Annotated in this window: 24 protein-coding genes and 1 tRNA gene; 21 read left to right on the top strand and 4 right to left on the bottom strand. The window is 61.1% G+C overall.

Annotated elements, in window-relative coordinates; translation table 11 throughout:
• The first annotated feature begins 62 nt into the window (after nucleotides 1-62).
• Both HG549_RS15720 and HG549_RS15715 read left to right on the top strand, forming a co-directional pair.
• Complete coding sequence (locus HG549_RS15720; RefSeq protein ID WP_170030417.1) at nucleotides 63-632, top strand: SPOR domain-containing protein; 570 nt, start codon at nucleotides 63-65, stop codon at nucleotides 630-632.
• Nucleotides 633-830: 198 nt separating this feature from the next.
• Entirely contained in the window at nucleotides 831-1,256 is a 426-nt protein-coding gene (locus HG549_RS15715) for a GTP pyrophosphokinase (protein WP_170030416.1), read from the top strand.
• 21 nt (nucleotides 1,257-1,277) lie between these two features.
• Here the strand turns inward: HG549_RS15715 and HG549_RS15710 are convergent, their stop codons facing one another.
• The gene (locus tag HG549_RS15710; protein WP_170030415.1) at nucleotides 1,278-1,520 is read right to left on the bottom strand and encodes a DUF1654 domain-containing protein; all 243 of its coding nucleotides are present in this window, start codon (nucleotides 1,518-1,520) and stop codon (nucleotides 1,278-1,280) included.
• A 400-nt stretch (nucleotides 1,521-1,920) separates the two neighbouring features.
• On the opposite strand from HG549_RS15710, the gene HG549_RS15705 reads away from it, so the two are divergent.
• From HG549_RS15705 to HG549_RS15675, 7 genes are all read left to right on the top strand, one after another.
• Nucleotides 1,921-2,877 (top strand): sugar ABC transporter substrate-binding protein, encoded by a 957-nt coding sequence (locus HG549_RS15705; RefSeq protein WP_170030414.1) that lies wholly within the window; start codon nucleotides 1,921-1,923, stop codon nucleotides 2,875-2,877.
• A gap of 21 nt (nucleotides 2,878-2,898) precedes the next feature.
• Complete coding sequence (locus HG549_RS15700; RefSeq protein WP_170030413.1) at nucleotides 2,899-4,452, top strand: sugar ABC transporter ATP-binding protein; 1,554 nt, start codon at nucleotides 2,899-2,901, stop codon at nucleotides 4,450-4,452.
• On the top strand, nucleotides 4,449-5,444 hold the full coding sequence (locus HG549_RS15695; protein WP_170030412.1) for an ABC transporter permease: 996 nt from the start codon (nucleotides 4,449-4,451) through the stop codon (nucleotides 5,442-5,444). The genes HG549_RS15700 and HG549_RS15695 overlap by 4 nt, the downstream gene beginning before the upstream one ends.
• 4 nt (nucleotides 5,445-5,448) lie before the next feature.
• Nucleotides 5,449-6,471, top strand: coding sequence for a LacI family DNA-binding transcriptional regulator (locus tag HG549_RS15690; protein ID WP_170030411.1), 1,023 nt, complete (start codon nucleotides 5,449-5,451; stop codon nucleotides 6,469-6,471).
• A 15-nt stretch (nucleotides 6,472-6,486) separates the two neighbouring features.
• Nucleotides 6,487-7,395: a ribokinase gene (rbsK, locus tag HG549_RS15685; protein WP_170030410.1), complete on the top strand. Its 909-nt coding sequence runs from the start codon at nucleotides 6,487-6,489 to the stop codon at nucleotides 7,393-7,395.
• Nucleotides 7,392-7,790, top strand: a complete 399-nt coding sequence (gene rbsD, locus HG549_RS15680) for a D-ribose pyranase (protein WP_170030409.1) — start codon at nucleotides 7,392-7,394, stop codon at nucleotides 7,788-7,790. The genes rbsK and rbsD overlap by 4 nt, the downstream gene beginning before the upstream one ends.
• A 167-nt stretch (nucleotides 7,791-7,957) precedes the next feature.
• Nucleotides 7,958-8,959, top strand: coding sequence for a nucleoside hydrolase (locus HG549_RS15675; protein WP_170030408.1), 1,002 nt, complete (start codon nucleotides 7,958-7,960; stop codon nucleotides 8,957-8,959).
• Here the strand turns inward: HG549_RS15675 and HG549_RS15670 are convergent.
• The gene (locus HG549_RS15670) at nucleotides 8,931-9,143 is read right to left on the bottom strand and encodes a hypothetical protein (protein ID WP_170030407.1); all 213 of its coding nucleotides are present in this window, start codon (nucleotides 9,141-9,143) and stop codon (nucleotides 8,931-8,933) included. The genes HG549_RS15675 and HG549_RS15670 overlap by 29 nt on opposite strands.
• A 272-nt stretch (nucleotides 9,144-9,415) precedes the next feature.
• On the opposite strand from HG549_RS15670, the gene HG549_RS15665 reads away from it, so the two are divergent.
• The gene (locus HG549_RS15665) at nucleotides 9,416-9,736 is read left to right on the top strand and encodes an I78 family peptidase inhibitor (RefSeq protein WP_170030406.1); all 321 of its coding nucleotides are present in this window, start codon (nucleotides 9,416-9,418) and stop codon (nucleotides 9,734-9,736) included.
• A 212-nt stretch (nucleotides 9,737-9,948) separates the two neighbouring features.
• Here the strand turns inward: HG549_RS15665 and HG549_RS15660 are convergent, their stop codons facing one another.
• Both HG549_RS15660 and HG549_RS15655 read right to left on the bottom strand, forming a co-directional pair.
• The gene (locus HG549_RS15660; RefSeq protein ID WP_003250656.1) at nucleotides 9,949-10,161 is read right to left on the bottom strand and encodes a cold-shock protein; all 213 of its coding nucleotides are present in this window, start codon (nucleotides 10,159-10,161) and stop codon (nucleotides 9,949-9,951) included.
• A gap of 162 nt (nucleotides 10,162-10,323) precedes the next feature.
• Nucleotides 10,324-10,629 carry a hypothetical protein gene (locus HG549_RS15655; protein ID WP_170030405.1) on the bottom strand — a complete coding sequence of 102 codons (306 nt, stop codon included), beginning with the start codon at nucleotides 10,627-10,629 and terminating at the stop codon, nucleotides 10,324-10,326.
• Nucleotides 10,630-10,966: 337 nt separating this feature from the next.
• Between HG549_RS15655 and thrS the strand changes: the two genes are divergently transcribed.
• The 11 genes from thrS to HG549_RS15600 all read left to right on the top strand — a co-directional run bounded on the left by thrS (nucleotide 10,967) and on the right by HG549_RS15600 (nucleotide 22,904).
• A complete protein-coding gene (thrS, locus tag HG549_RS15650; RefSeq protein WP_170030404.1) occupies nucleotides 10,967-12,889 on the top strand; it encodes a threonine--tRNA ligase in 1,923 nt (640 codons plus the stop codon).
• Nucleotides 12,889-13,440, top strand: coding sequence for a translation initiation factor IF-3 (gene infC, locus HG549_RS15645; RefSeq protein ID WP_170030403.1), 552 nt, complete (start codon nucleotides 12,889-12,891; stop codon nucleotides 13,438-13,440). The genes thrS and infC overlap by 1 nt, the downstream gene beginning before the upstream one ends.
• 61 nt (nucleotides 13,441-13,501) lie before the next feature.
• Nucleotides 13,502-13,696 carry a 50S ribosomal protein L35 gene (gene rpmI, locus HG549_RS15640; RefSeq protein WP_003250667.1) on the top strand — a complete coding sequence of 65 codons (195 nt, stop codon included), beginning with the start codon at nucleotides 13,502-13,504 and terminating at the stop codon, nucleotides 13,694-13,696.
• 27 nt (nucleotides 13,697-13,723) lie between these two features.
• Nucleotides 13,724-14,080, top strand: a complete 357-nt coding sequence (gene rplT / locus HG549_RS15635; protein WP_003250671.1) for a 50S ribosomal protein L20 — start codon at nucleotides 13,724-13,726, stop codon at nucleotides 14,078-14,080.
• A gap of 109 nt (nucleotides 14,081-14,189) precedes the next feature.
• Entirely contained in the window at nucleotides 14,190-15,206 is a 1,017-nt protein-coding gene (gene pheS / locus HG549_RS15630) for a phenylalanine--tRNA ligase subunit alpha (protein WP_170030402.1), read from the top strand.
• Between the two features lie 33 nt (nucleotides 15,207-15,239).
• Nucleotides 15,240-17,621 carry a phenylalanine--tRNA ligase subunit beta gene (pheT, locus tag HG549_RS15625; RefSeq protein ID WP_170030401.1) on the top strand — a complete coding sequence of 794 codons (2,382 nt, stop codon included), beginning with the start codon at nucleotides 15,240-15,242 and terminating at the stop codon, nucleotides 17,619-17,621.
• A gap of 4 nt (nucleotides 17,622-17,625) precedes the next feature.
• On the top strand, nucleotides 17,626-17,928 hold the full coding sequence (gene ihfA, locus HG549_RS15620) for an integration host factor subunit alpha (RefSeq protein ID WP_003250679.1): 303 nt from the start codon (nucleotides 17,626-17,628) through the stop codon (nucleotides 17,926-17,928).
• Nucleotides 17,909-18,265, top strand: coding sequence for a MerR family transcriptional regulator (locus HG549_RS15615; RefSeq protein ID WP_170030400.1), 357 nt, complete (start codon nucleotides 17,909-17,911; stop codon nucleotides 18,263-18,265). Before ihfA ends, HG549_RS15615 begins: the two co-directional genes overlap by 20 nt.
• Before the next feature lie 100 nt (nucleotides 18,266-18,365).
• Nucleotides 18,366-18,442, top strand: a tRNA-Pro gene (locus tag HG549_RS15610).
• 545 nt (nucleotides 18,443-18,987) lie between these two features.
• Nucleotides 18,988-20,781, top strand: a complete 1,794-nt coding sequence (locus tag HG549_RS15605; protein ID WP_256665916.1) for a DNA methyltransferase — start codon at nucleotides 18,988-18,990, stop codon at nucleotides 20,779-20,781.
• Complete coding sequence (locus HG549_RS15600; RefSeq protein ID WP_170030399.1) at nucleotides 20,778-22,904, top strand: N-6 DNA methylase; 2,127 nt, start codon at nucleotides 20,778-20,780, stop codon at nucleotides 22,902-22,904. Before HG549_RS15605 ends, HG549_RS15600 begins: the two co-directional genes overlap by 4 nt.
• The last annotated feature ends 1,020 nt before the right edge of the window (nucleotides 22,905-23,924 follow it).

The following is a 23,924-nucleotide window of genomic DNA, read 5'->3' as shown; positions in this document are numbered from 1 at the left end:
TCGCGCTTCGGGGCATTGCCCGGCGTGCTAGAATCCGCCCCTTCGAATCTGGAGGTACACGCGTGCGCAAACTGGCTGTGGTAATGGCAGTGCTCGCCCTGGCGGGCTGTGAGAACGAGGTCGAAGGCGTGCACAAGCAGGTGGCCGAACACCTGCACAACCCCAACACGGCCAAGTTCGGCAACGTGCGGATCGACACCCAGGGCACCATCTGCGGCCAGGTGCGCGGCAAGGATGATGCCGGGCAGTACGAGCCCTACCGCAGCTATGTGGCGATCAAGCGTGATGGCCAGTACGAGATCATTGTCGATGACAGCGGCAACAACCTGCGCATCCGCGAGATGTGCGGCGGCGCCGACCTGCAGCGCCGCGCCGAGGCCCTGGCTGGCCAGCCGGCCCCGCAGGGCTGGGACGTGGAAGTGATCCAGGGCGCCAACATGGGCGCGCTCAGCGACATGACCGCACGCCTGATCGAAAAGGGCATTCCGTCCTCGGTGGAGTACCGCAACGGCAAGCCGGTGGTGCTGATGGGGCCGTTCCCGACCCGTGAAGAAGCCGAAGCCCGCCAGGCCGAAGTCATGGCCAAGCTGGGCACCGATTCGGTGGTCATCCAGCACGGCGCAGCCCGCTGACTGCACAGCCTTGCACGGCCTCTGTAGGAGCGGCCTTGTGTCGCGATGGGCTGCGTAGCAGCCCCGCAGAGTCTGCCGTGACGGCGAACCCCTGGGGCTGCTACGCAGCCCATCGCGACACAAGGCCGCTCCTACACGGACCGCGGTGGCCCAAGTTTGGCTATGCTTGGCAGGAAGAAGCCGAACGGGGAGGGCCTCATGTCTACACTGGAGCGGGCCATTGCCGTGGCCGCCAGGGCGCATGAAGGGCAATACGACAAGGGTGGGGCAGCGTATATTCTCCACCCGCTACGCGTGATGATGCGGGTTTCCACACCTGAACAACGGATTGTCGCGGTGCTTCACGATGTGATCGAAGATACCCCGCTGACCCTTTCCGACCTGGCGCGCGAAGGTTTCGCGCTGAAAATCCTTGCCGCCTTGCTGGCGCTCAGCCGCCGCAAGGGCGAGGCTTACCAGGACTTCGTGGTGCGCCTGGGCGATGACCCGCTGGCGCGCACCGTCAAACTGGCCGACCTGGCCGACAACAGCGACCTTTCGCGCATTCCTTGCCCAGGCCCTGCCGACCTGGCGCGGTTGGCCCGTTACCGCGAGGCCAGTGCCTACCTGCAGGCGCTGGCCTGAGGGCGGCGGGCGCCTGTGCGGTCAATCTTCCTTGGGCACGGTCCAGAAAATCTGCACGCCGCCATCGTCGCGATGGGCGAGGGTGACGTTGTCGTTTTCGGCGATTTCCTCGAGCAAGGTTTCCCAGTCCTCGGGGGTTTCCTGTTCCAGGCGGAAGATCAGCGCCGCCCGGCTGCGCTGGGCGGTGGGGCTGTTGATGATCTTCTGGATGCGCATACCCAGTTGTGCGTAGCTGTCGGGGGTGGCGGAGGCAGTGTTGGACACAAGCGTTTCCTTGTTATTGCTGTATGTGCGTACAGTATTTGAGTGTAAGTTATTTCGCAACAGGTTGCCGATAGCTTAACGGGCCGGAACAGCGGTTTTTGTAAGAGCGGCCTTGTGTCGCGACGGGCTGCGCAGCAGCCCCCTTTCCCTGGCTTGGTAGAAATTGCCGGGGCTGCTGCGCAGCCCGTCGCGACACAAGGCCGCTCCTACAACCGGGCAGTTTCCGGCCCAAGCGTGGGAAAGGTATTCGGTTTTGCACAAGTTTTCGGGATAATCCTCCCGGCAGTTCGTTGACCTCCGACAGCCAAACGGATTTGACAAACCCCGGTACTGTTTCCATAGTTAGGTACCGCAAACGTTTGCTATCCGATAAAAACCACAAGATTCGGAGTCATCGTCCATGAAACTGCCGTTCCCCGGCCGTCTGTTGGCCCTCGCTGTCGTTACCTCGCTGTCCTTCGCCACGCCATTCTCCGCAGCCCACGCCGAAGACAAACCCAAGGTTGCCCTGGTGATGAAATCCCTGGCGAACGAGTTCTTCCGCACCATGGAAGACGGCGCCAAGGACTACCAGAAAGCCCACCCTGACGAATTCGAGCTGATCGCCAACGGCATCAAGAACGAGACCGACACCGGCGAACAGATCCGCATCGTCGAACAGATGGTCAATGCCGGCGCCAAGGCGCTGGTGATTGCCCCGGCCGATTCCAAGGCGCTGGTCTCCGCAGTGAAAAAAGCCATGGACAAGGGCGTGGTGGTAATCAACATCGACAACCGCCTGGACCCCAAGCTGCTCAAGAGCAAGGGCATCAGTGTACCGTTCGTTGGCCCCGACAACCGCAAGGGCGCGCGCCTGGTTGGCGACTACCTGGCCAACGAGAAGCTCAAGGCCGGCGACCAGGTCGGCATCATCGAAGGCGTGCCGACCACCACCAACGCCCAGCAGCGCACCGCCGGCTTCAAGGACGCGATGGACGCCGCGCAGATCAAGATCGTCTCGGTGCAGAGCGGCAATTGGGAAATCGACAAGGGCAACGCCGTCGCCGCCTCCATGCTCAATGAATACCCAGACCTGAAAGCCCTGCTGGCGGGCAACGACAGCATGGCCCTGGGCGCCGTGTCGGCGGTGCGCGCCGCTGGCAAGACCGGCCAGGTGCAGGTGGTGGGCTACGACAACATCAATGCCATCAAGCCCATGCTCAAGGATGGCCGTGTGCTCGCCACCCTCGACCAGGCGGCCAGCCAGCAGGCGGTGTACGGCATCCAGGCGGCGCTGAAAATGGTCAAGGGCGAGAAACCCGACGTGGATGCCGACAACGTCATCCAGACCCCGGTCCAACTCATCACCAAACCCTGATTGCTGGCAGGAGAAACGGCCATGCCTGCATCGGCCAACGAAGTGGTACTCGCCGCCAGCGGCCTGGGCAAGACCTACGCCCAGCCAGTGCTGGCCGAGGTCAGCCTGAGCCTGCGCGCCGGCGAAGTACTGGCCCTGACCGGCGAGAACGGCGCGGGCAAGAGCACGCTGTCCAAGCTCATCAGTGGCCTGGAAACCCCCACCAGCGGGCACATGAACTACCGCGGCCAGGCCTATGCGCCCGGCAGCCGCAGCGAGGCCGAGCGCCTCGGCGTGCGCATGGTCATGCAGGAGCTGAACCTGCTGCCCACCCTGACCGTGGCGGAAAACCTGTTCCTCGACAACCTGCCCAGCCGTTTCGGCTGGATCAGCCACAAACGCCTGCGCCAGCTGGCCACGGCCGCCATGGCCCAGGTCGGCCTCGACGCCATCGACCCGGATACCCCGGTGGGCGAGCTGGGCATCGGCCACCAGCAGATGGTCGAGATCGCCCGCAACCTGATCGGCGACTGCCATGTGCTGATCTTCGACGAACCCACCGCCATGCTCACCGCGCGTGAAGTGGAGCTGCTGTTCACCCAGATCGAGCGTTTGCGCCGGCGTGGCGTGGCCATCGTCTACATTTCCCACCGCCTCGAAGAGCTGCAGCGCGTGGCCCAGCGCATCGTCGTGCTGCGCGACGGCAGGCTGGTGTGTGACGAGCCGATCCAGCGCTACAGCAGCGCCGAACTGGTCAACCTGATGGTCGGCCGCGAACTGGGCGAGCACATCGACCTGGGCCGTCGGCAGATCGGTGCGCCGCTGCTCAGGGTCGACAAGCTCAGCCGCGCTGACAAGGTGCGTGAGGTGTCGTTCGAGGTCAGGGCAGGAGAGATCTTTGGCATCTCCGGCCTGATCGGCGCCGGCCGTACCGAGCTGTTGCGCCTGATCTACGGCGCCGACCGGGCCGACAGCGGCAGCATCGCGCTCGGCCAGCCACCGCAGGCGGTCACCATCGACTCGCCCAAGGCCGCCGTGCAGGCCGGTATCGCCCTGATCACCGAAGACCGTAAAGGCGAGGGCCTGCTGCTGACCCAGTCGATCAGCGCCAATATCGCCCTGGGCAACCTGGGCGCGGTGTCGCGCGCCGGAGTGCTCGATAGCCAGGCCGAGCAGGCCCTGGCCACCCGGCAGATCCAGGCCATGCGCATCCGCAGTGCCGGCCCGCAGCAGGTGGTCGGCGAGTTGTCCGGTGGCAACCAGCAGAAGGTGGTGATCGGCCGCTGGCTGGAGCGTGACTGCCAGGTGCTACTGTTCGATGAGCCTACCCGTGGCATCGACGTCGGTGCCAAGTTCGACATCTATGGCCTGTTGGCCGAACTGGCGCGCCAGGGCAAGGCCCTGGTGGTGGTGTCCAGCGACCTGCGCGAGCTGATGCTGATCTGCGACCGCATTGCCGTGCTCTCGGCCGGCCGCCTGATCGATACCTTCGAGCGCGACCATTGGAGCCAGGACCAGCTGCTGGCCGCCGCCTTTGCCGGTTATCAGAAACGTGACGCACTGCTGCACGATGCAGCCCCCAGGATGGACGCATGAAAACCACCCCGCTCGACAGCCAGGGCGCCGCACCGCTGCGCCGCAGTGGCACCTACTTTGGCCTGGGTACCTACCTGGGCCTGGCCGGCGCGTTGCTGGCCATGATCGTGCTGTTCTCGTTCCTCAGCAGCCACTTCTGGTCATACAACACCTTCAGCACCCTGGCCAACCAGATCCCCGACCTGATGGTGCTGGCGGTGGGCATGACCTTCGTGCTGATCATCGGCGGCATCGACCTGTCGGTGGGCTCGGTGCTGGCGCTGGCCGCCTCGACCGTCAGCGTGGCGATCCTCGGCTGGGGCTGGGGCATGTTGCCTGCGGCCCTGCTGGGCATGGCCGTGGCGGCGTTGGCCGGCAGCATCACCGGCGGCGTTACCGTGGCCTGGCGCATCCCGTCGTTCATCGTCTCGCTTGGCGTGCTGGAAATGGCCCGTGGCCTGGCCTACCAGTTCACCGACTCGCGCACCGCCTACATCGGCGATGCCTATGCCTGGTTCTCCAACCCCATCGCCTTTGGCATCTCGCCGGCGTTCATCATCGCCTTGCTGGTGATCGTGCTGGCCCAGCTGGTGCTGACGCGTACGGTGTTTGGCCGCTACCTGATCGGCATCGGCACCAACGAAGAGGCGGTGCGCCTGGCCGGTATCGATCCGCGCCCGTATAAGGTGCTGGTGTTCGCCCTGATGGGCCTGCTCGCCGGGCTGGCCGCGCTGTTCCAGATCTCGCGCCTGGAGGCGGCCGACCCCAACGCCGGCGCCGGCCTGGAGCTGCAGGTGATCGCCGCCGTGGTGATTGGCGGCACCAGCCTGATGGGCGGGCGTGGCTCGGTGATCAGTACCTTTTTCGGCGTGCTGATCATCTCCGTACTGGCCGCCGGCCTGGCGCAGATCGGCGCCAGCGAACCGACCAAACGCATCATCACCGGGGCGGTGATCGTCATCGCCGTGGTGCTCGACACTTACCGTAGCCGGCGCGCGGCCCGGCGGAACTGAAAACATGGCAACCATCAAAGACGTCGCGGCACTGGCGGGCATTTCCTACACCACCGTGTCCCATGTGCTGAACAAGACTCGCCCGGTCAGCGAGCAGGTGCGGTTGAAAGTCGAAGCCGCCATCGTTGAACTCGACTACGTGCCCAGCGCCGTGGCGCGTTCGTTGAAGGCGCGCAGCACCGCCACCATCGGCCTGCTGGTGCCCAACAGCGTCAACCCGTACTTTGCCGAACTGGCGCGGGGTATCGAGGATGCCTGTGAGCGCAACGGCTACTGCGTGATCCTGTGCAACTCCGATGACAACCCGCAAAAACAGCGCAGCTACCTGCGCGTGCTGCTGGAAAAACGCATCGACGGCCTGGTGGTGGCCTCGGTGGGCCAGGACAGCGACCTGCTGCAGAGCCTGGCCGGGGTGCGCACGCCGATGGTCATCGTCGACCGCGAACTGGAAGGCGTGGACGCCGACCTGGTGCGCATCGACCACGAACTGGGCGCCTACCTGGCCACCCGCCACCTGCTGGAGCTTGGCCACCGCGACATCGCCTACATCGGCGGCCCCGCCGAAACCGGGGTGTCCCAGCTGCGCCTGAGCGGCTTTCGGCGCGCCATGGCCGAGGCCGGCGCAACGGCCGCGGGCAACCGCGTGCTGCACTGCGACTTCACCAGCCTGGGCGGTTATGCGGCGGCGGCGCAGGTGCTGCAGGGCCAGCGGCCAACGGCGATTTTCGCCGGCAACGACATGATCGGTTTCGGCGTGCTGCGCGCTGCCGCCGAGCGCCAGCTCAACGTGCCTGCCGAGCTGTCGGTGATCGGTTTCGACGATATCGAGCTCAGCCGTTATGTGTATCCGCCGCTGACCACCGTCGGCCAGTCGATCCGCGAGCTGGGCGAAAGCGCCGCCTCGCTGTTGCTGGCGCGCATCGGTAGCCCTCGGCAGGGGGCGCCGGAGCAGCGCATCGTCACCCCGCGCCTGGTGCTGCGCGAGTCCACCGGGCCACGCCCGGACCTGTTCAATGATTACCGCTAACGCTAAGGAAATGTCATGAGTGCCAAGGTCGTGGTGGTCGGGAGCCTCAACATGGACCTGGTGGCCCGCGCCCAGCGCCTGCCCCGGGCCGGCGAAACGCTCCCCGGCGACAGTTTTTTCACCGTGCCCGGCGGCAAGGGCGCCAACCAGGCCGTGGCCGTGGCGCGCCTGGGCGGCAGCGTGGCGATGATCGGCAACGTGGGTGACGATGCCTACGGCCAGCAACTGCGCCAGGCCTTGTATGTCGAGGGCGTCGACTGCCGGGCGATCGAAACCTGCCCGGGCGTGTCCAGCGGTGTGGCGCTGATCACCGTGGATGCGGCCAGCCAGAACTGCATCGTCATCATCCCGGGGGGCAATGGCCTGCTGACACCGCAGTCGGTGCAACGCTTCGATGCGCTGCTGCAGGCGGCCGAGATCATCATCTGCCAGCTGGAAGTGCCGGCCGAGACCGTCGCCTGGACCCTGGCCAGGGGGCACGAGCTGGGCAAGCAGGTGATCCTCAACCCGGCGCCCGCCACCGGCCCGCTGCCCGCGGCCTGGTTCGCGCATATCGACTACCTCACCCCCAACGAAAGCGAGGCCGAAGCCCTGAGTGGCGTGGCGGTGACCGACCTGGACAGTGCCCGGCGCGCCGGCGAGCGCTTGCTGCAGCTGGGCGCGGGCAAGGTGATCATTACCCTGGGCGCGCAAGGTGCGCTGCTGGTCACCGCCCAGGGCCACCGGCACTTCCCTGCGCCGGTGGTGCAGCCGCTGGATACCACCGCTGCCGGTGACACTTTCATTGGCGGCTTTGCCGCCGGCCTGGTGCGCGGCCTGGAGGAGGGCGAAGCCATCGCCTTTGGCCAGCGCGCCGCAGCGTTGTCGGTTACCCGTGCCGGGGCCCAGCCGTCGATTCCCTACCTGGCGGAGCTTGCGCCATGAAGAAAACCCCGCTGCTGAACGTCGCCCTGTCACGCACCATTGCCGGCATGGGGCATGGCGACATCCTGGTGATTGGCGATGCCGGCTTGCCGGTACCGCCGGGTGTCGAACTGATCGACCTGGCCGTAACGCCAGGCCTGCCGGATTTCGCCAGTGTGCTGCGCGTGGTGCTGAGCGAGCTGCAGGTAGAGCGCCACGTGCTGGCCGAAGAAATGCAGAAAGTGGTGCCGCCGGCGCTGGTCGAGATCGAGCGGCTGAAAGGCAAGCTGGGCAAGCGTGAGTGGCTGAGCCATGAGGAGTTCAAGGTGCTGTCGCGCAGCGCCCGTGCGATGGTGCGTACCGGCGAGTGCCAGCCCTACAGCAACATCGCGCTGATTTCCGGCGTCACGTTCTAACCGTCAGGACACGCTGTTTTTTGTAGGAGCGGCCTTGGGTCGCGATGGGGCGCGAAGCGGCCCCGGCAATGTTGGTTGCGAAGCTGAAAAACTGGGGCCGCTTTGCGGCCCATCGCGACGCAAGGCCGCTCCTACAGACGTTCGCTTTGGCAACAGGAGTGCCAACCATGCTCAAACCCCTGCTACAAGGAATCGCTTTCATGGTCACCGCCGCCACCGTCCAGGCCGCCCCGATCGACCTGATCATCGACACCGACCCCGGCGCCGACGACGTGGTCGCGCTGTTCCTGGCCATGGCCTCGCCCGATGAACTGAAAATCCGCGCCATCACCACCGTGGCAGGCAACGTGCGCCTGGAAAAGACCGCGCGCAACGCCCGCCTGGCCTGCGAATGGGCTGGCCGCGACGACATCCCGGTGTACGCCGGTGCCGGCCGCCCGCTGGTGCGCAAGCCGATCTACGCCGCCGAGGTGCATGGCGAGGAAGGCCTCACCGGCGTCGAGGTCAAGGAGCCGAAAACACCCCTGGCCCAGGGCAATGCCGTGCAATACCTGGTCGACACCCTCAGCGCCGCCAAGCCGCACAGCATCACCATCGCCATGCTCGGCCCGCAGACCAACCTGGCCCTGGCGCTGGTCCAGCGCCCGGACATCGTCAAGGGCATCAAGCAGGTGGTGGTCATGGGCGGTGCCCATTTCAACGGCGGCAACATTACCCCGGCGGCGGAATTCAACCTGTACGCCGACCCGCATGCGGCCGAAGTGGTGCTGGCCAGCGGTGTGCAACTGACCTACCTGCCGCTGGATGTCACCCACAAGCTACTGACCAGTGACGCCCGCCTCAAGCAGCTGGCGGCAGTGAACAACCAGGCCAGCAAGCGCGTGGTGGACATCCTCAACGCCTACATCACCCACGACATGGACCTGTACGGCATGCCCGGCGGCCCGGTGCACGACGCCAGCGTCATCGCCTACCTGCTCAAGCCCGAGCTGTTCAGCGGCCGGCGTATCCACATGAGCATCGACAGCCGCGAAGGCCCTACCTTCGGCCAGACCATTGCCGACTGGTACGGCGTGCTCAAGCAGCCTGCCAATGTGCTGTGGGTGCAGGAGGGCGATGCCCAGGGCCTATTCGACCTGCTCAGCGCCCGTTTGGCCCGATTGGAATAGCCGCATGCGGCGCGTAGCGTTCGAACACCTGGTCGATGAAGCTGCGCGCCGCCTCGCTGCCGCGGTCGCGCACCAGCAGGTCGATGGCAATCAGTAGCAACTCTTCCGGTGTGCCGGGGCTGTACGCGCTCTGGCCTTCGGCCCATTTGACCTTGATATCGGCAACAATGCTGTGGCTGCTCATTAACGCTCTCGTTGGGGGCCCGGACGAAGGACGAACACTGACCCTGGTGTTCGATGGAGGCGGGGTGCGCTCCACTTCTTGCACTAAATCATGACTTTGCGTCATTGACCTTGCGACTTAAGCATATGGCAAATGCGGCGGCTTGTGCAAAATCCGGTCACGATTGCGTTTTCGCCTGTGCCGCTTGGTTGAGGCAAACTTGACCGGTTTTGCAACAAAAGAACAGTGGAACTGTCGGATCAGGCAGTTCCCGGACCGATTTAGGAGGCTTCATGTTCCGTACCCGTGCTTACCTGGCAACCCTGGCGGTGGCTGTAGTCCTGGCTGGTTGCAGCACTGGTGGCAATGCTGGCGGTGGCGCTACGCCGGCCGCGCCGGCTGGCAACGATGGCCGCTGCGACGCCAGCGGCGCCGATTTCACCATTGGCAAAGTGGCCAGCGCCGAACTGCTGGAGCAGGCGCGCAAGGCCAGTGGCTCGCAGATGGCGCGCATTCTCAAGCCGCACGATGTGGTCACCCTGGAGTACCGTTCCGAGCGCCTGAACCTGAATGTGGACGAGCAGGGCAAGGTGACCCGGGTCAACTGCGGCTGACCTGCTCGCCGCGGTCCGTTGTAGGAGCGGCCTTGTGTCGCGATGGGCCGCGCAGCGGCCCCGGCAATCTTTGCTGCAGGGCTGAGAATCTGGGGCCGCTGCGCGGCCCATCGCGACGCAAGGCCGCTCCTACAGGAAGCGAGCGGGGCTGGCCTGGCAAGCGGCCATAAAAAAACCCGCCACGAGGGCGGGTTTTTTTACAGCTATCCGAATTACTCCGGACGAACCTGTGCAGCCTGCATGCCCTTCTGGCCGCGCTCGGCGACGAAGGAAACAGTCTGGCCTTCTTTCAGGCTCTTGAAGCCGTCGGATTCGATGGCCTTGAAGTGAACGAACAGGTCGTCGCCGCCGCCTGCTGGGGTGATGAAGCCGTAGCCTTTCTCATCATTGAACCATTTGACGGTGCCTTGTTGGCGATTGGACATGGGTGAATCTCCAGAACATTTAGTTTTTTCAGTGGTGCAATGCGGCCGAGGCTACGGAGCACGGGACACATCATAGTCTAATTCTGCGCATCTAGCGCCTTTTACCTTCGCAGGATATTGATCCAGGGCAAAGATTGGCTCATCCGCTCTGGCTGCAAGGTTTCAGCTCTTCGGTGCGCAGGCTTGTTTCACCACGGTCTGCGCCTTCTGCATCAGCTTGGCATCAACACCATCCTTGCTGTCCAGGTCGGCGATTTCCGCGTCGGTGAAATTCTTTTTGATGGCTTGGGCACCGCAATCGCAGTGCTTTTTCGCGGTTGCGGCGTCAACGCCCTGGCCGCTGGCCACCTGGGTGCACTGGGTCATGTAGGCGGCCTCCTTCCCGGCTGGGAAGTTGCCGGCGTTCGCAGCCACGGGCAGCAGCAGGGCGCCAGCGGCCGCCAGGGCCAGAAGAGACGGAACTCGCATAACCAGTTACTCCTTGGGTTAAGGTCTCATCAAGAGTAGGTTGCTTCCCAAGGTCTGATAGGAATTTTTCCGTGTAAGTTCACCCAAACACTGTAATTTCCAAATATTTCTGCGTGGCCCACAAGCCGCGTGCTAGCATGCTCGGCTTGTGGTCACGCCGTTGCGCGCCCGCAGCTATCTTTTTTCTTTCCAGTCACTCTGGTTCGTCCCCGCAAGCCGAAAGGCTTCTGCCACTGTGAGGCAGGCTTCCTGTACAGGAAGGCAGGTCGGATCTTGTACTGGCTCATCCCAACCCACGTGACCTTTGGTAGGGGTCACCACTAGGAGAGGAGGCGCCATGCCCGTTATTACTCTTCCCGATGGCAGTCAACGTTCGTTCGATCATGCCGTATCCGTAGCCGAAGTCGCCGCTTCCATCGGCGCCGGCCTGGCCAAGGCCACCGTGGCCGGCAAGGTCGACGGCAAGCTGGTCGATGCCTGCGACCTGATCCACAACGACGCCACCCTGCAGATCATCACCCCTAAAGATGAAGAGGGACTGGAGATCATTCGCCACTCGTGCGCCCACCTGGTCGGCCACGCGGTGAAGCAGCTGTACCCGAGCGCCAAGATGGTCATCGGCCCGGTCATCGACGAAGGCTTCTACTACGACATCGCCTACGAGCGCCCCTTCACCCCTGAAGACATGGCCGCCATCGAAAAGCGCATGATGGAGCTGATCGACAAGGACTACGACGTGGTCAAGAAGATGACCCCGCGTGCCGAGGTCATCGACGTGTTCAAGGCCCGTGGCGAAGACTACAAGCTGCGCCTGGTCGAAGACATGCCGGACGAGCAGGCCATGGGCCTGTACTACCACGAAGAATACGTCGACATGTGCCGCGGCCCGCACGTGCCGAACACCCGCTTCCTCAAGGCGTTCAAGCTGACCAAGCTGTCCGGCGCCTACTGGCGCGGCGATGCCAAGAACGAGCAGCTGCAACGCGTGTACGGCACCGCCTGGGCCGACAAGAAGCAGCTGGCCGCGTACATCCAGCGCATCGAAGAAGCCGAAAAACGCGACCACCGCAAGATCGGCAAGCAGCTTGACCTGTTCCACCTGCAGGAAGAAGCCCCGGGCATGGTGTTCTGGCATGCCAACGGCTGGACCGTGTATCAGGTGCTCGAGCAGTACATGCGCCAGGTGCAACGCGCCAACGGCTACCAGGAAATCAAGACCCCGCAGGTGGTCGACCGCATTCTCTGGGAGCGTTCCGGCCACTGGTCCAACTACGCCGAGAACATGTTCACCACCTCGTCGGAAAGCCGTGACTACGCGGTAAAACCGATGAACTGCCCGTGCCACGTGCAGGTGTTCAACCAGGGCCTGAAGAGCTACCGCGACCTGCCGCTGCGCCTGGCCGAGTTCGGTGCCTGCCACCGTAACGAGCCGTCCGGCGCCCTGCACGGCATCATGCGCGTGCGTGGCTTCGTGCAGGACGACGCGCATATCTTCTGCACCGAAGAACAGGTGAAGAAGGAAGCCGCCGACTTCATCAAGCTGACCCTGGACGTGTACAAGGACTTCGGCTTCACCGACATCGCCATGAAGCTGTCGACCCGCCCCGCCAAGCGCGTCGGTTCCGAAGAGCTGTGGGACCGTGCCGAAGGTGCACTGGCCGATGCCCTGAACGAATCGGGCCTGGAGTGGGAATACCAGCCGGGCGAGGGCGCCTTCTACGGGCCGAAGATCGAGTTCACCCTGCGCGACTGCCTCGGCCGTAACTGGCAGTGCGGTACCCTGCAGTACGACCCGAACTTGCCCGAGCGCCTGGATGCCAGCTATATCGCCGAAGACAACAGCCGGGTGCGCCCGGTCATGCTGCACCGCGCCATCCTCGGTTCGTTCGAGCGCTTCATCGGCATGCTGATCGAGCACTACGCCGGTGTGTTCCCGGCCTGGCTGGCGCCAACCCAGGCGGTGATCATGAACATCACCGACAAACAGGCCGATTTCGCCCTCGAGGTGGAAAATACCCTGAACGGTAGCGGTTTCCGTGCCAAGTCGGACTTGAGAAATGAGAAGATCGGCTTTAAAATCCGCGAGCATACTTTGCTCAAGGTCCCGTACCTTTTGGTTATAGGGGATCGCGAAGTCGAAACGCAGACCGTCGCCGTACGCACCCGTGAAGGCAAAGACCTCGGCTCCATGCCGGTGGCTGAATTCACGCAGCTGCTCAACAGCGCTGTTGCCCAGCGCGGTCGCCTAGAATCGGAGTAATGACTATTAAGCGTGAAATGAGAAACGATAAACGAACTGCACCGAAAGCCCCGATCAACGAGAATATCTCGGCACGCGAGGTTCGGTTAATTGGCGCTGACGGCGAGCAGGTTGGCATCGTCTCGATTGATGAAGCGCTTCGTATCGCTGATGAAGCGAAGCTGGATCTGGTAGAAATTTCTGCCGACGCGCAGCCGCCCGTCTGCAAGGTGATGGACTACGGCAAGCACCTCTTCGAGAAGAAGAAGCAGGCCAACGAAGCCAAGAAGAACCAGAAGCAGATCCAGATTAAAGAAATCAAGTTTCGTCCAGGGACGGAAGAAGGGGATTACCAGGTAAAACTACGCAACCTGGTACGTTTCCTTACCGATGGGGACAAGGCCAAGATCTCTCTGAGATTCCGCGGCCGTGAGATGGCCCACCAGGAGCTGGGCATGGAGCTGTTGAAGCGGGTCGAAGCCGACCTCGCCGAATACGGCTCCGTTGAGCAGCATCCGAAGATGGAAGGACGCCAGCTTATGATGGTCATCGCCCCCAAAAAGAAGAAGTAATCTCCCGGGCACGGCAGGCCTGATGATTATTGTGTAATTTTATCGAATGCGGAGTTCCAACATGCCAAAAATGAAAACCAAGAGCGGTGCTGCGAAGCGCTTCCTGAAGACCGCTTCCGGCTTTAAGCACAAGCACGCTTTCAAGAGCCACATCCTGACCAAAATGTCGACCAAGCGTAAGCGTCAACTGCGCGGTGCCAGCCTGCTGCACCCGTCTGACGTGGCAAAAGTCGAGCGCATGCTGCGCGTACGTTAATTCTGGTTTAGATAGAGGAAGTTACTCATGGCTCGTGTTAAGCGTGGCGTCATCGCTCGTAAGCGTCACAAGAAAATTCTGAAACTGGCTAAAGGCTACTACGGTGCACGCTCGCGCGTATTCCGCGTTGCCAAGCAGGCGGTCATCAAGGCTGGTCAATATGCCTACCGTGACCGTCGTCAGAAGAAGCGTCAGTTCCGCGCACTGTGGATCGCTCGTATCAACGCCGGTGCCCGCACCAACGGTCTGTCCTACAGCCGTCTGATTGCTGGCCTGAAAAAGGCTTCGATCGAAATCGACCGTAAGGTTCTGGCCGATCTGGCAGTGAACGAAAAAGCGGCGTTTGCTGCGATTGTCGAGAAAGCTAAAGCCGTTCTGGCTTAAGTACCCGCGACAATCACCCGGCGGCGCTAGCGCCGTCGGGCATTGAACGTCATCGATAGGGGAAGAGCCTTCAAAGCTCTTCCCCTATTTTCGTATCTGGAGTCTGTACATGGAAAACCTGGATGCGCTGGTCTCCCAAGCCCTGGAAGCTGTGGAGCGCGCTGAAGACATCAATGCCCTGGAACAGATCCGGGTTAATTATCTCGGCAAGAAGGGCGAACTGACCCAGGTGATGAAGACCCTGGGCAACCTGCCAGCCGAAGAGCGGCCGAAAGTCGGCGCGCTGATCAACGACGCCAAAGAGCGCGTTACCGTGGTGCTCAATGCCCGCAAGGCGGCCTTCGAAGAAGCCGAGCTCAGCGCTCGCCTGGCGGCCGAATGCATTGACGTCACCCTGCCAGGCCGCGGCCAGGCCACCGGTGGCCTGCACCCGATCACCCGTACACTCGAGCGCATCGAGCAGTTCTTCACCCACATCGGCTACGGCATCGCCGAAGGCCCCGAGGTGGAAGACGACTACCACAACTTCGAAGCGCTCAACATCCCCGGCCACCACCCGGCGCGGGCGATGCACGACACCTTCTACTTCAATGCCAACATGCTGCTGCGCACCCACACCTCGCCGGTGCAGGTGCGCACCATGGAGTCCAGCCAGCCGCCGATCCGCATTGTCTGCCCGGGCCGCGTGTACCGTTGCGACTCGGATATCACCCACTCGCCGATGTTCCACCAGGTCGAAGGCCTGCTGATCGATCGCGACATCAACTTCGCCGACCTCAAGGGCACCATCGAAGAATTCCTGCGGGTGTTCTTCGAGAAAGAACTGGCGGTACGTTTCCGCCCATCGTTCTTCCCGTTCACCGAGCCGTCCGCCGAAGTCGACATCCAGTGCGTGATGTGTTCCGGCAAAGGCTGCCGCGTGTGCAAGCAAACCGGCTGGCTGGAAGTAATGGGTTGCGGAATGGTGCACCCGAACGTGCTGCGCATGTCCGGCATCGACCCTGAAGAATTCCAGGGCTTTGCCTTCGGCATGGGCGCCGAGCGCCTGGCCATGCTGCGCTATGGCGTCAACGATTTGCGTCTGTTCTTCGACAACGACCTGCGCTTCCTCGCGCAATTCCGCTAGGTCAATGCCCGACGCAACTTTCAGGAGAACAGCATGAAATTCAGTGAACAGTGGCTGCGCGGTTGGGTAAACCCGCAAGTCTCCCGTGATGAACTGGTCGCCCGCCTGTCCATGGCCGGCCTCGAAGTCGACAGCGTCACCCCCGCTGCCGGCCAGTTCAGCGGCATCGTCGTGGGCGAGATCCTCGCCACCGAGCAACACCCGGACGCCGACAAGCTGCGCGTGTGCCAGGTCAGCAACGGCCAGGAAACCTTCCAGGTGGTGTGCGGCGCCCCTAACGCCCGCCCAGGCATCAAGATCCCGTTCGCCATGATCGGCGCCGAACTGCCCGGCGACTTCAAGATCAAGAAGGCCAAGCTGCGCGGCGTCGAGTCCTTCGGCATGCTGTGCTCGGCTGCCGAGCTGCAGATCAGCGAAGAGAACGACGGCCTGCTGGAACTGGCCGTCGACGCCCCGGTCGGTGAAGACATTCGCCAGTACCTGAGCCTGGACGACGCCAGCATCGAGATCGGCCTGACCCCGAACCGCGGTGACTGCCTGTCCATCGCCGGCCTGGCCCGCGACGTCAGCGCCCTGTACGACACCCCGGTCACCCGCCCGGCGGTGCCAGCCGTAGCGGCTGCCCACGACGAAGTGCGCCCGGTCGAAATCAGCGCCCCGGCGGCCTGCCCACGCTACCTGGGCCGCGTCATCCGCAACGTCGACCTGAGCAAGCCGACCCCGCTGTGGATGGTCGAGCGCCTGCGCCGCAGCGACGTGCGCAGCATCGACGCTGCCGTCGACATCACCAACTACGTGATGCTCGAACTCGGCCAGCCGATGCACGCCTTCGACCTGGCAGAAATCAACGGCGGCATCCGCGTACGCATGGCCGAAGAAGGCGAGAAGCTGGTCCTGCTCGACGGCCAGGAAGTGGCCCTGCGCGCCGACACCCTGGTCATCGCCGACCATACCCGCGCCCTGGCCATCGCCGGCGTCATGGGTGGCGAGCACAGCGGTGTGAACACCGAAAAAACCCGCGACCTGTTCCTGGAAAGCGCCTTCTTCGAGCCGATTTCCGTCGCCGGTAAAGCCCGTTCCTACGGCCTGCACACCGATGCCTCGCACCGCTACGAGCGCGGCGTCGACTCGCAGCTGGCCCGCGAAGCCATGGAGCGCGCCACCCAGCTGCTGCTCGACATCGTCGGCGGCGAAGCCGGCCCGGTGGTCGAAGCCGTCAGCGAACAGCACCTGCCGCAAGTCGCCCCGGTGACCCTGCGCGCCGAACGTATCACCCAGATGCTCGGCATGGAAATGGACCCAGCCCAGGTCGAGCAACTGCTCAACGCCCTGGAACTGACCACGACTCGTAACGGGGAAGGGCAGTGGACCGTCAACGTCCCAAGCCACCGCTTCGACATCAGCCTGGAAGTGGACCTGATCGAAGAGCTGGCCCGCCTGTACGGCTACAACAACCTGCCGGTGCGCTACCCGCAAGCCCGCCTGGCGCCGCAAGGCAAGCCAGAAACCCGCGGTGACCTGCCGACCCTGCGCCGCCTGCTGGTTGCCCGCGGCTACCAGGAAGCCATCACCTACAGCTTCATCGACCCGAAACTGTTCGAACTGTTCAGCCCGGGCGTAGAGCCGCTGCTGCTGGCCAACCCGATCTCCAGCGACATGGCCGCCATGCGCGCCTCGCTGTGGCCGGGCCTGGTCAAGGCACTGCAGCACAACCTGAACCGCCAGCAAGACCGCGTGCGCCTGTTCGAAAGCGGCCTGCGCTTCGTCGGCCAGCTCGGCGACCTGCAGCAGCAACCGATGATCGCCGGCGTGGTCACCGGCAGCCGCCTGCCGGAAGGCTGGGCCAACGGCCGCGACGGCGTCGACTTCTTCGACGTGAAGGCCGACGTGGAAGCCCTGCTGGGCTACTCCGGCGCGCTGGGCGACTTCACCTTCAGCGCCGGCAAGCACCCCGCCCTGCACCCGGGCCAGACCGCCGCCATCGAGCGTGACGGCAAGCTGGTCGGCTACCTCGGCGCCATCCACCCAGAGCTGGCCAAGGCCCTGGGCCTGGACCGCCCGGTGTTCCTCTTCGAGCTGGTGCTGGGTGACGTGGTCGAAGGCCGCCTGCCGAAGTTCAGCGAGCTGTCCAAGTTCCCGGAAACCCGTCGTGACCTGGCTTTGATCGCAGGACGTGATGTAGCTTCTAGCGCGGTGCTTGAAGTAATTCGTGACAATGCAGGCGAATGGCTCACAGACCTCAGGCTGTTTGATGTCTACCAGGGTAAAGGCATTGATCCTGATAGAAAAAGCCTGGCCGTCGGCTTGACCTGGCAGCATCCATCGCGCACTCTTAACGACGATGAGGTGAACGCCGCACTGCAAAACATCCTCACCTCGCTCGAACAAAGGTTGAACACCACGTTAAGGAAATAACGGCATGGGTGCTCTGACGAAAGCTGAGATGGCCGAAAGGCTGTACGAGGAGCTAGGGCTTAACAAGCGTGAGGCCAAGGAGCTGGTCGAGCTGTTTTTCGAAGAAATTCGGCACGCACTTGAAGAGAACGAGCAGGTCAAGCTGTCCGGTTTCGGCAACTTCGACCTTCGCGACAAACGCCAGCGGCCGGGCCGCAACCCCAAGACTGGGGAAGAAATCCCGATCACTGCACGGCGCGTCGTCACCTTTCGTCCAGGGCAGAAGTTGAAGGCCCGGGTTGAGGCCTATGCTGGAACCAAGCCATAACGACGAACTGCCCCCCATACCGGGCAAAAGGTACTTCACCATTGGTGAGGTGAGTGAGCTTTGTGCGGTAAAACCGCACGTGCTGCGGTATTGGGAGCAGGAGTTCGACCAGCTCAATCCCGTGAAGCGGCGGGGGAACCGGCGGTATTATCAGCGCCAGGACGTGCTGATGATTCGCCAGATTCGTGCGCTGCTTTATGACCAGGGCTTCACCATTGGTGGGGCGCGGTTGAGGCTCTCCAGTGAGGAGGCCAAGGATGAGTCAAGCCAGTACAAGCAGCTGATTCGGCAGATGATTGTCGAGTTGGAGGATGTGTTGGTGGTGTTGAAGAAGTGACCTGATTGGCGATGAGTGAAAATTTTTTGAGAAAAAGCTTTCATTTATCAGGAGGTTAGGGTAAATTCTTCATCGTTCTCAGAGGTTGTGAGAATGTAGTCGGGGCGTAGCGCAGCCCGGTAGCGCACTTGCATGGGGTGCAAGGGGTCGAGTGTTCGAATCACTCCGTCCCGACCAAAAATCCCTAAAAATCCAGTCACTTAGTGGTGGCTGGATTTTTTATGCTTGATGGTTTTCGTTCTCGATGCGAGGGTGGTCGTTTTTTAGTTGCCAAATGGTTGCCAATTGAGATTCACTGGCCTGAAGTGTGGAGAAATCTGAATCTCGCTTTTTACCGTTGCGTCAATGCTACGCCTATGAGGGTGGCCAATGCCTTCCAACATTGCATTGAGCTGTGTATTGAGGTGCTGGGGCACCATAAGGCGCTTGCTCGGACAATTGTGAGGCAATCATGGAATTTCGGCTATTGGAACGAAACCCTGGGCATCTGATTGCTGCCTTTTTTAGCTTGCTAGAGGGCGACTGCTGCGCATGAGCAGTGCAGCATTTGAACATCCTGAGGTGTTCGCCACTAATTGCTGCGTGCCAAGGGGGACTCTTGAAGAAGAGGTGGTCTATGGGCGGAGCTCGAAGGTAAGCGCCTGAGCAACCATGAGTTTTGAATTTGAAGCGACCTGCACGACGTGCGCGTGCCAGAGGTTTGCATTGAGAACACTCCAGCTGTGACCAATATTGCCGAGCTTTACGCGACCCCTCTACCTTCCACACGTACGGGGCCGCTCTACAACGCCTTTTCATATCCGACAAAGATATCGCCAGAGGCTATCGCAGTCTACATCGCTGTTCATACCGAGCCCGGCGCAACGGTGCTGGATGCTTTCGCAGGTAGCGGAACTACAGGGCTTGCTACCTTGCTTTGCGACAAGCCAACTCCAGAGATGGAAAAAATGGCAAACGCGCTGGGTGTAGTTCCGAAGTGGGGCCCGCGTACGGCGCATTTATTCGAGATTGGTACGCTGGGTTCCTTCGTTTCGGAAACGCTTTGCCATCCTCCTGCCTCAGATGAGTTTCGGGCAGTTGTAGATGAGTTTTGCAGGCAAGCTGAGGCCCGAATTGGGTGGCTCTATGAGACGCATGATGCTTCCGGCCGGCCGGGCGTGCTTCGACATACCATATGGTCAGATGTTCTCATCTGCCCCTACTGTAAGGCGCAGATTTCTCTTTGGGATGCCAGCGTTAAGACGAACCCGCTGGTCATGGCAGACTCGTTCCACTGCGAGGCTTGCCGCAGCCAGGTTGCTATAGACGCCTGCGAGCGAGCTACTGAGACGGTCACGGATGCATTTGGGTACAAGTCCCTCACAAAGAAGCGGGTATTAGTGCGGGTCCATGGCCGTACTGGCACATCGAAGTGGCAGCGGCCGCCCGCCGACGAGGATTACAAGCTTTTAGCAGCAGTATCCAAGACGAAACCGCCCTCATCTGCGCCGCTTGCGGACATTGAGTGGGGAGAGCTGCGTCGCGCAGGCTACCACCTCGGTATTGAAAAGCTCCATCACTTCTACACGAAGCGTAACTTCATTGTAATGGCGACGTTGATGGAACTCGCTTCGGAGTTCCCTGCTGAGATGCAGGCTCCGCTGCGCCTCTTGATTCTGAGCTATAACGCCAGCCACTCGACCCTAATGACTCGAGTGGTACTAAAAAAAGGTCAAAATGATTTTGTCCTGACAGGTGCGCAGAGCGGCGTTCTCTATATCAGTGGCTTACCCGTCGAAAAGAACATCCTGGAAGGGTTGCGAAGAAAGTCGAAAGCTTTTGTCGATTCCTTCCATATGCTGCATGGGAGCCGAAGCAATATCGTGGTTCACAATAGCAGTAGTGAAAGAATTGCGCTTAAAGCGGGCTCGGTAGACTATATCTTCACCGACCCGCCCTTCGGCGATTACATTCCCTACGCCGAACTAAACCAAATCAACGAGCTGTGGCTTGGGCGCACAACTGATCGCTCGCAGGAAGTAATTGTGAGTCCATCGCAATCGAAGGGTGTAGCTGAATACGGCGCAATGATGGGGGGCGTATTCAAGGAAATGGCGCGAGTGTTGAAAGCCGACGGTAAGGCTACGGTCGTTTTTCATTCGGCGCACTCAAAGATCTGGCGAGCGTTGGTGCAGTCATACGCTACCGCTGGTTTCACCGTTGAGGCGACCAGTGTCTTAGATAAGATCCAGGCGAGTTTCAAGCAAGTGGTTTCCTCGGTGTCGGTAAAAGGCGATCCATTGCTCCTTCTTTCAAAGCGAGAGGCGGAGCGATCCACTTCGATTCCCTGTTCGAAGATTGCCGAAGAGGTGATCCGTAGCGCTCGCAGCGGCGGAAAGGTTGATCCCCAACGTCTCTACTCGCAATTTATCGGCAGATGTCTCGAGCTCGGGCGCGATGTGGATATTGACGCAAAGACGTTTTATGCGCTAGCTAAGGTTCGGGCGGACTCTGAGGAGGCCTTTCCGTCGTCATGAAGGAAGCGCATAAGCATTCTCTCGAGCTGGACCTAACTGCAAGCGCGGAACTGCGCAAAAGACTTGGTCAGTATTTTACAGGGCTTGGTCTTGGACGGGTACTGGCCTCCCTTGCTCAAGTGGACCGGGCGAAAACTATAATAGATCCAATGGTCGGCTCTGGCGACCTGCTCGCTTCGTGCCTCGATATCGGCGCGAAGCCTGAAGTCTTGGCAGGCATTGAGATTGATGCGACTGCTCATAGTGTATGCCTCCGCCGTTTGCCAAGCGCCGATATCCTGCTTGGCAACGCTTTCGATCCAGATGTCCTGTCTCGCTTGCCAGCAAAAGCGTGGGATGTCGTCATTGCTAATCCTCCTTATGTTCGATATCAGTCGTTCTCAGATAAGTCGGAAGCGGCGCATGCATTGCCTAATGCGGAGCAGATTCGCTCGGGATTACTAAAGGCTATTCAGATTCTTCCCTCGCTCGAGGCTGAGGATAAGCGACTCTTTTCGCACCTCGTCGAGGGATACTCGGGGTTGTCGGACCTTGCTGTGCCCTCATGGATCCTTTGCGCAGGACTTGTCAAGCCTGGCGGCAGGCTCGCCTTGGTCGTTCCCGAGTCCTGGCTTAGCCGAGACTATGCCATAATCGTCCACTACCTGCTTTTTCGTTGGTTCGAGATCGAGTTTGTCGTAGAGGACGAACATGCAGCCTGGTTCGGGGATGCTCAGGTTAAGACGACTCTTATTGTGGCAAGGCGAGTAAAGCGCAGAGCGATAGCGCTCTCTCAGCCTGAGGGTGCTGCTTACTGCCATATTGCGATATCCGCAGCAGCTGCTACTCCCGAAAGCCCAATCGGCAGAATTGCTTTGCCGGGGCAAAGCGTCGAGGAGATCTTCGCCACACAGGCTCAGTCTTGGTTGCGCAACGCGTCTTCCCACTCGACTGGGCTCGTTCGGGCGCACCCCGTCTACTTGGCGCGCGGACACGCTAATGTCATTGCTTGTGCGTCGCGCCAGAAATGGTTCGCGGCAATGGGTGAAGAGCCTGTAGAGAAGGGTGATGGTGTATTTATTCCGCATTCGATCCACGAATGGCTTTCTCGCCAATGCATCGCGCCAGCTTTCAAGACTTTCGAATCCCAAGGGGTTGCAATTGGTCAGGGATTGCGGACTGGGGCTAATGGCTTCTTCTACGCTGATGGCGAGCGGCAAGGGAACATGGTTCGGCTAACTTTCTCGGGGCCGCTGGCAGGGCACGTAGCCAATGTATCGCTCGAAATCGCAAGGCCAGTTCTAAGGCGTCAGGCAGAATTGCCGGCAGGTTTCGTCGTCTCGCCTGAGATCACGACAGGTTGGGTGTTGGATCTGCGTCGACACGCTCTCCCAGAAGACAGAGGGGCAGGTGACTTACTCTCGCCGCCGTATGAGGAAATGCCCACCGAGTTAGCAGACGTGGTTCGAGCCGCGGGGTTGGTAAATTTTGGTACCGATACGAAACAGCAAAAAGTGTGGGAGCTAACGGCGGTCGCGCCCAACATTAGGTCTGCCGCTCATGGTACACCGGCCCGGCACTGGTACATGCTGCCGAGTTTCGCTCCACGACATAGGGCTGACGTCATCTTGGCGCGCGTCAACTCGGCAACTCCTACTGCCTACCTGAACCGAGAACGCGCCTGCCTGATTGATGCGAATTTTTCGACTATGTGGACGCTACCCGCAACCAATTGGAATGCGCTAGGCCTGTTCGCCTTCATGAATAGCGCATGGTCGCAAGCCATAATCGAGTGCTCTGGGGCTGTGATGGGCGGGGGGGCACTTAAGGTAGAGGCTACCCATTTGCGCCGGCTCCCTGTCCCTGTGTTTACCGAACAGCAGTTGCGGCTACTTGGCGAGCTGGGCGAGCAGCTCACTGCAGCGGTAGTGGAGAGGGCAGAGGAAACAATTAACCAGATTGATGTTGTCGTCGCCGATGCTCTCGGTAGCGACAAAGTAAACATATCAAGTCTTAGAGACATTGCACGTGCGGGACAAGCACAGCGGACAAAACACAAGGGAAGAAAGGGGAAGAAGCATGGGGGCAACTTATGTCGAGGTGCAAGGCCAAGCATTCCTGAAGGAAGCGGTTTCCCTCATTAATCAGGGCAAGGCGGAGGACACACTGCGCCATGCGCTCTCAGCCAAGTTGCCACTGATGTTTCCCGAGCAACCGTGGTGGATCAGGTCCCACGTAACGGGCACAGAGGCGTTGGCTAAGTTCCACGAAAAAGGTAAGAGCCGGCATGGTTTCGTGGACGTGCTGGTAGGATCCACGGTAATTGAATATGAACGCAATTTACAGGTGATCGGCACCTTCGCCCATGGTATGCACCAAGTCAAACAGTACTGCGCAGCCCAGTTGAATGCTGGCGCTCGCGCCGACTTGCTGTTGGGTGTGCTGTCCGATACTGTGCGGTGGCACGCGTTCTGTGTCTCCAATGTCAAGGAACTCTCTACTGTTTCTGGCGCAACTAGCTATGGCCCTGAACACATTGGGCTTACGGAGTTGGATTCTTGCGACTTGTCAGCAGCAAGCGAAGCTGACAGCAAGCGGCTAGGAGAGTTTCTAACCAAATATTTAGGACGCGAAGGAGGTCGGACACTGGCGGCCGATATGCTATCGGCCGACTTGGGCTTTGGCAGTTCTTTCTGCAGCTCGCATCTCGATCCCATCAAGAAGCTCGCTGAAGCTGCGTTTGCGGCAGATCCGACCTACGCGAAACTGATCACGAAGCTTTGGGCAGATTTCGTTTCCTATCTCGGAGGCGAGTCAGCAGCTGGGAAATTTGACATGGAGTCTTATGTTGGCGAGCTCTACATTCTCACCCTTGCTAAGCTCATTTGCGCAAATGTCCTGACTGAAAGCGGTCTTGTCAGCGAGGATGCCGAGTTAAGAGCCATTCTTGATGGAGCATTCTTCAAGGCGAGAGGACTACCCAATCTCGTTGAGTACGACTACTTTGGCTGGCTCAATGACAGCCCCTATGTCCATGATTTGGTTAAGGTGGCTCGAGAAATCCAGGACGACATTCGCGCCTACGACTTCGAAACTTCTCCCGCTGAAGACCTGTTTGGAGCTTTAATGGCGCAGTTGGCGGCTCGGTCGCAACGTATCCTCTT

The sequence above is a fragment of the Pseudomonas sp. SK genome, assembly GCF_012975065.1.
Classification (GTDB): Bacteria; Pseudomonadota; Gammaproteobacteria; order Pseudomonadales; family Pseudomonadaceae; genus Aquipseudomonas; species Aquipseudomonas anuradhapurensis.
Note: the sequence above shows the minus strand (reverse complement) of the source record. Positions and strands in the feature narration are given on the sequence as shown.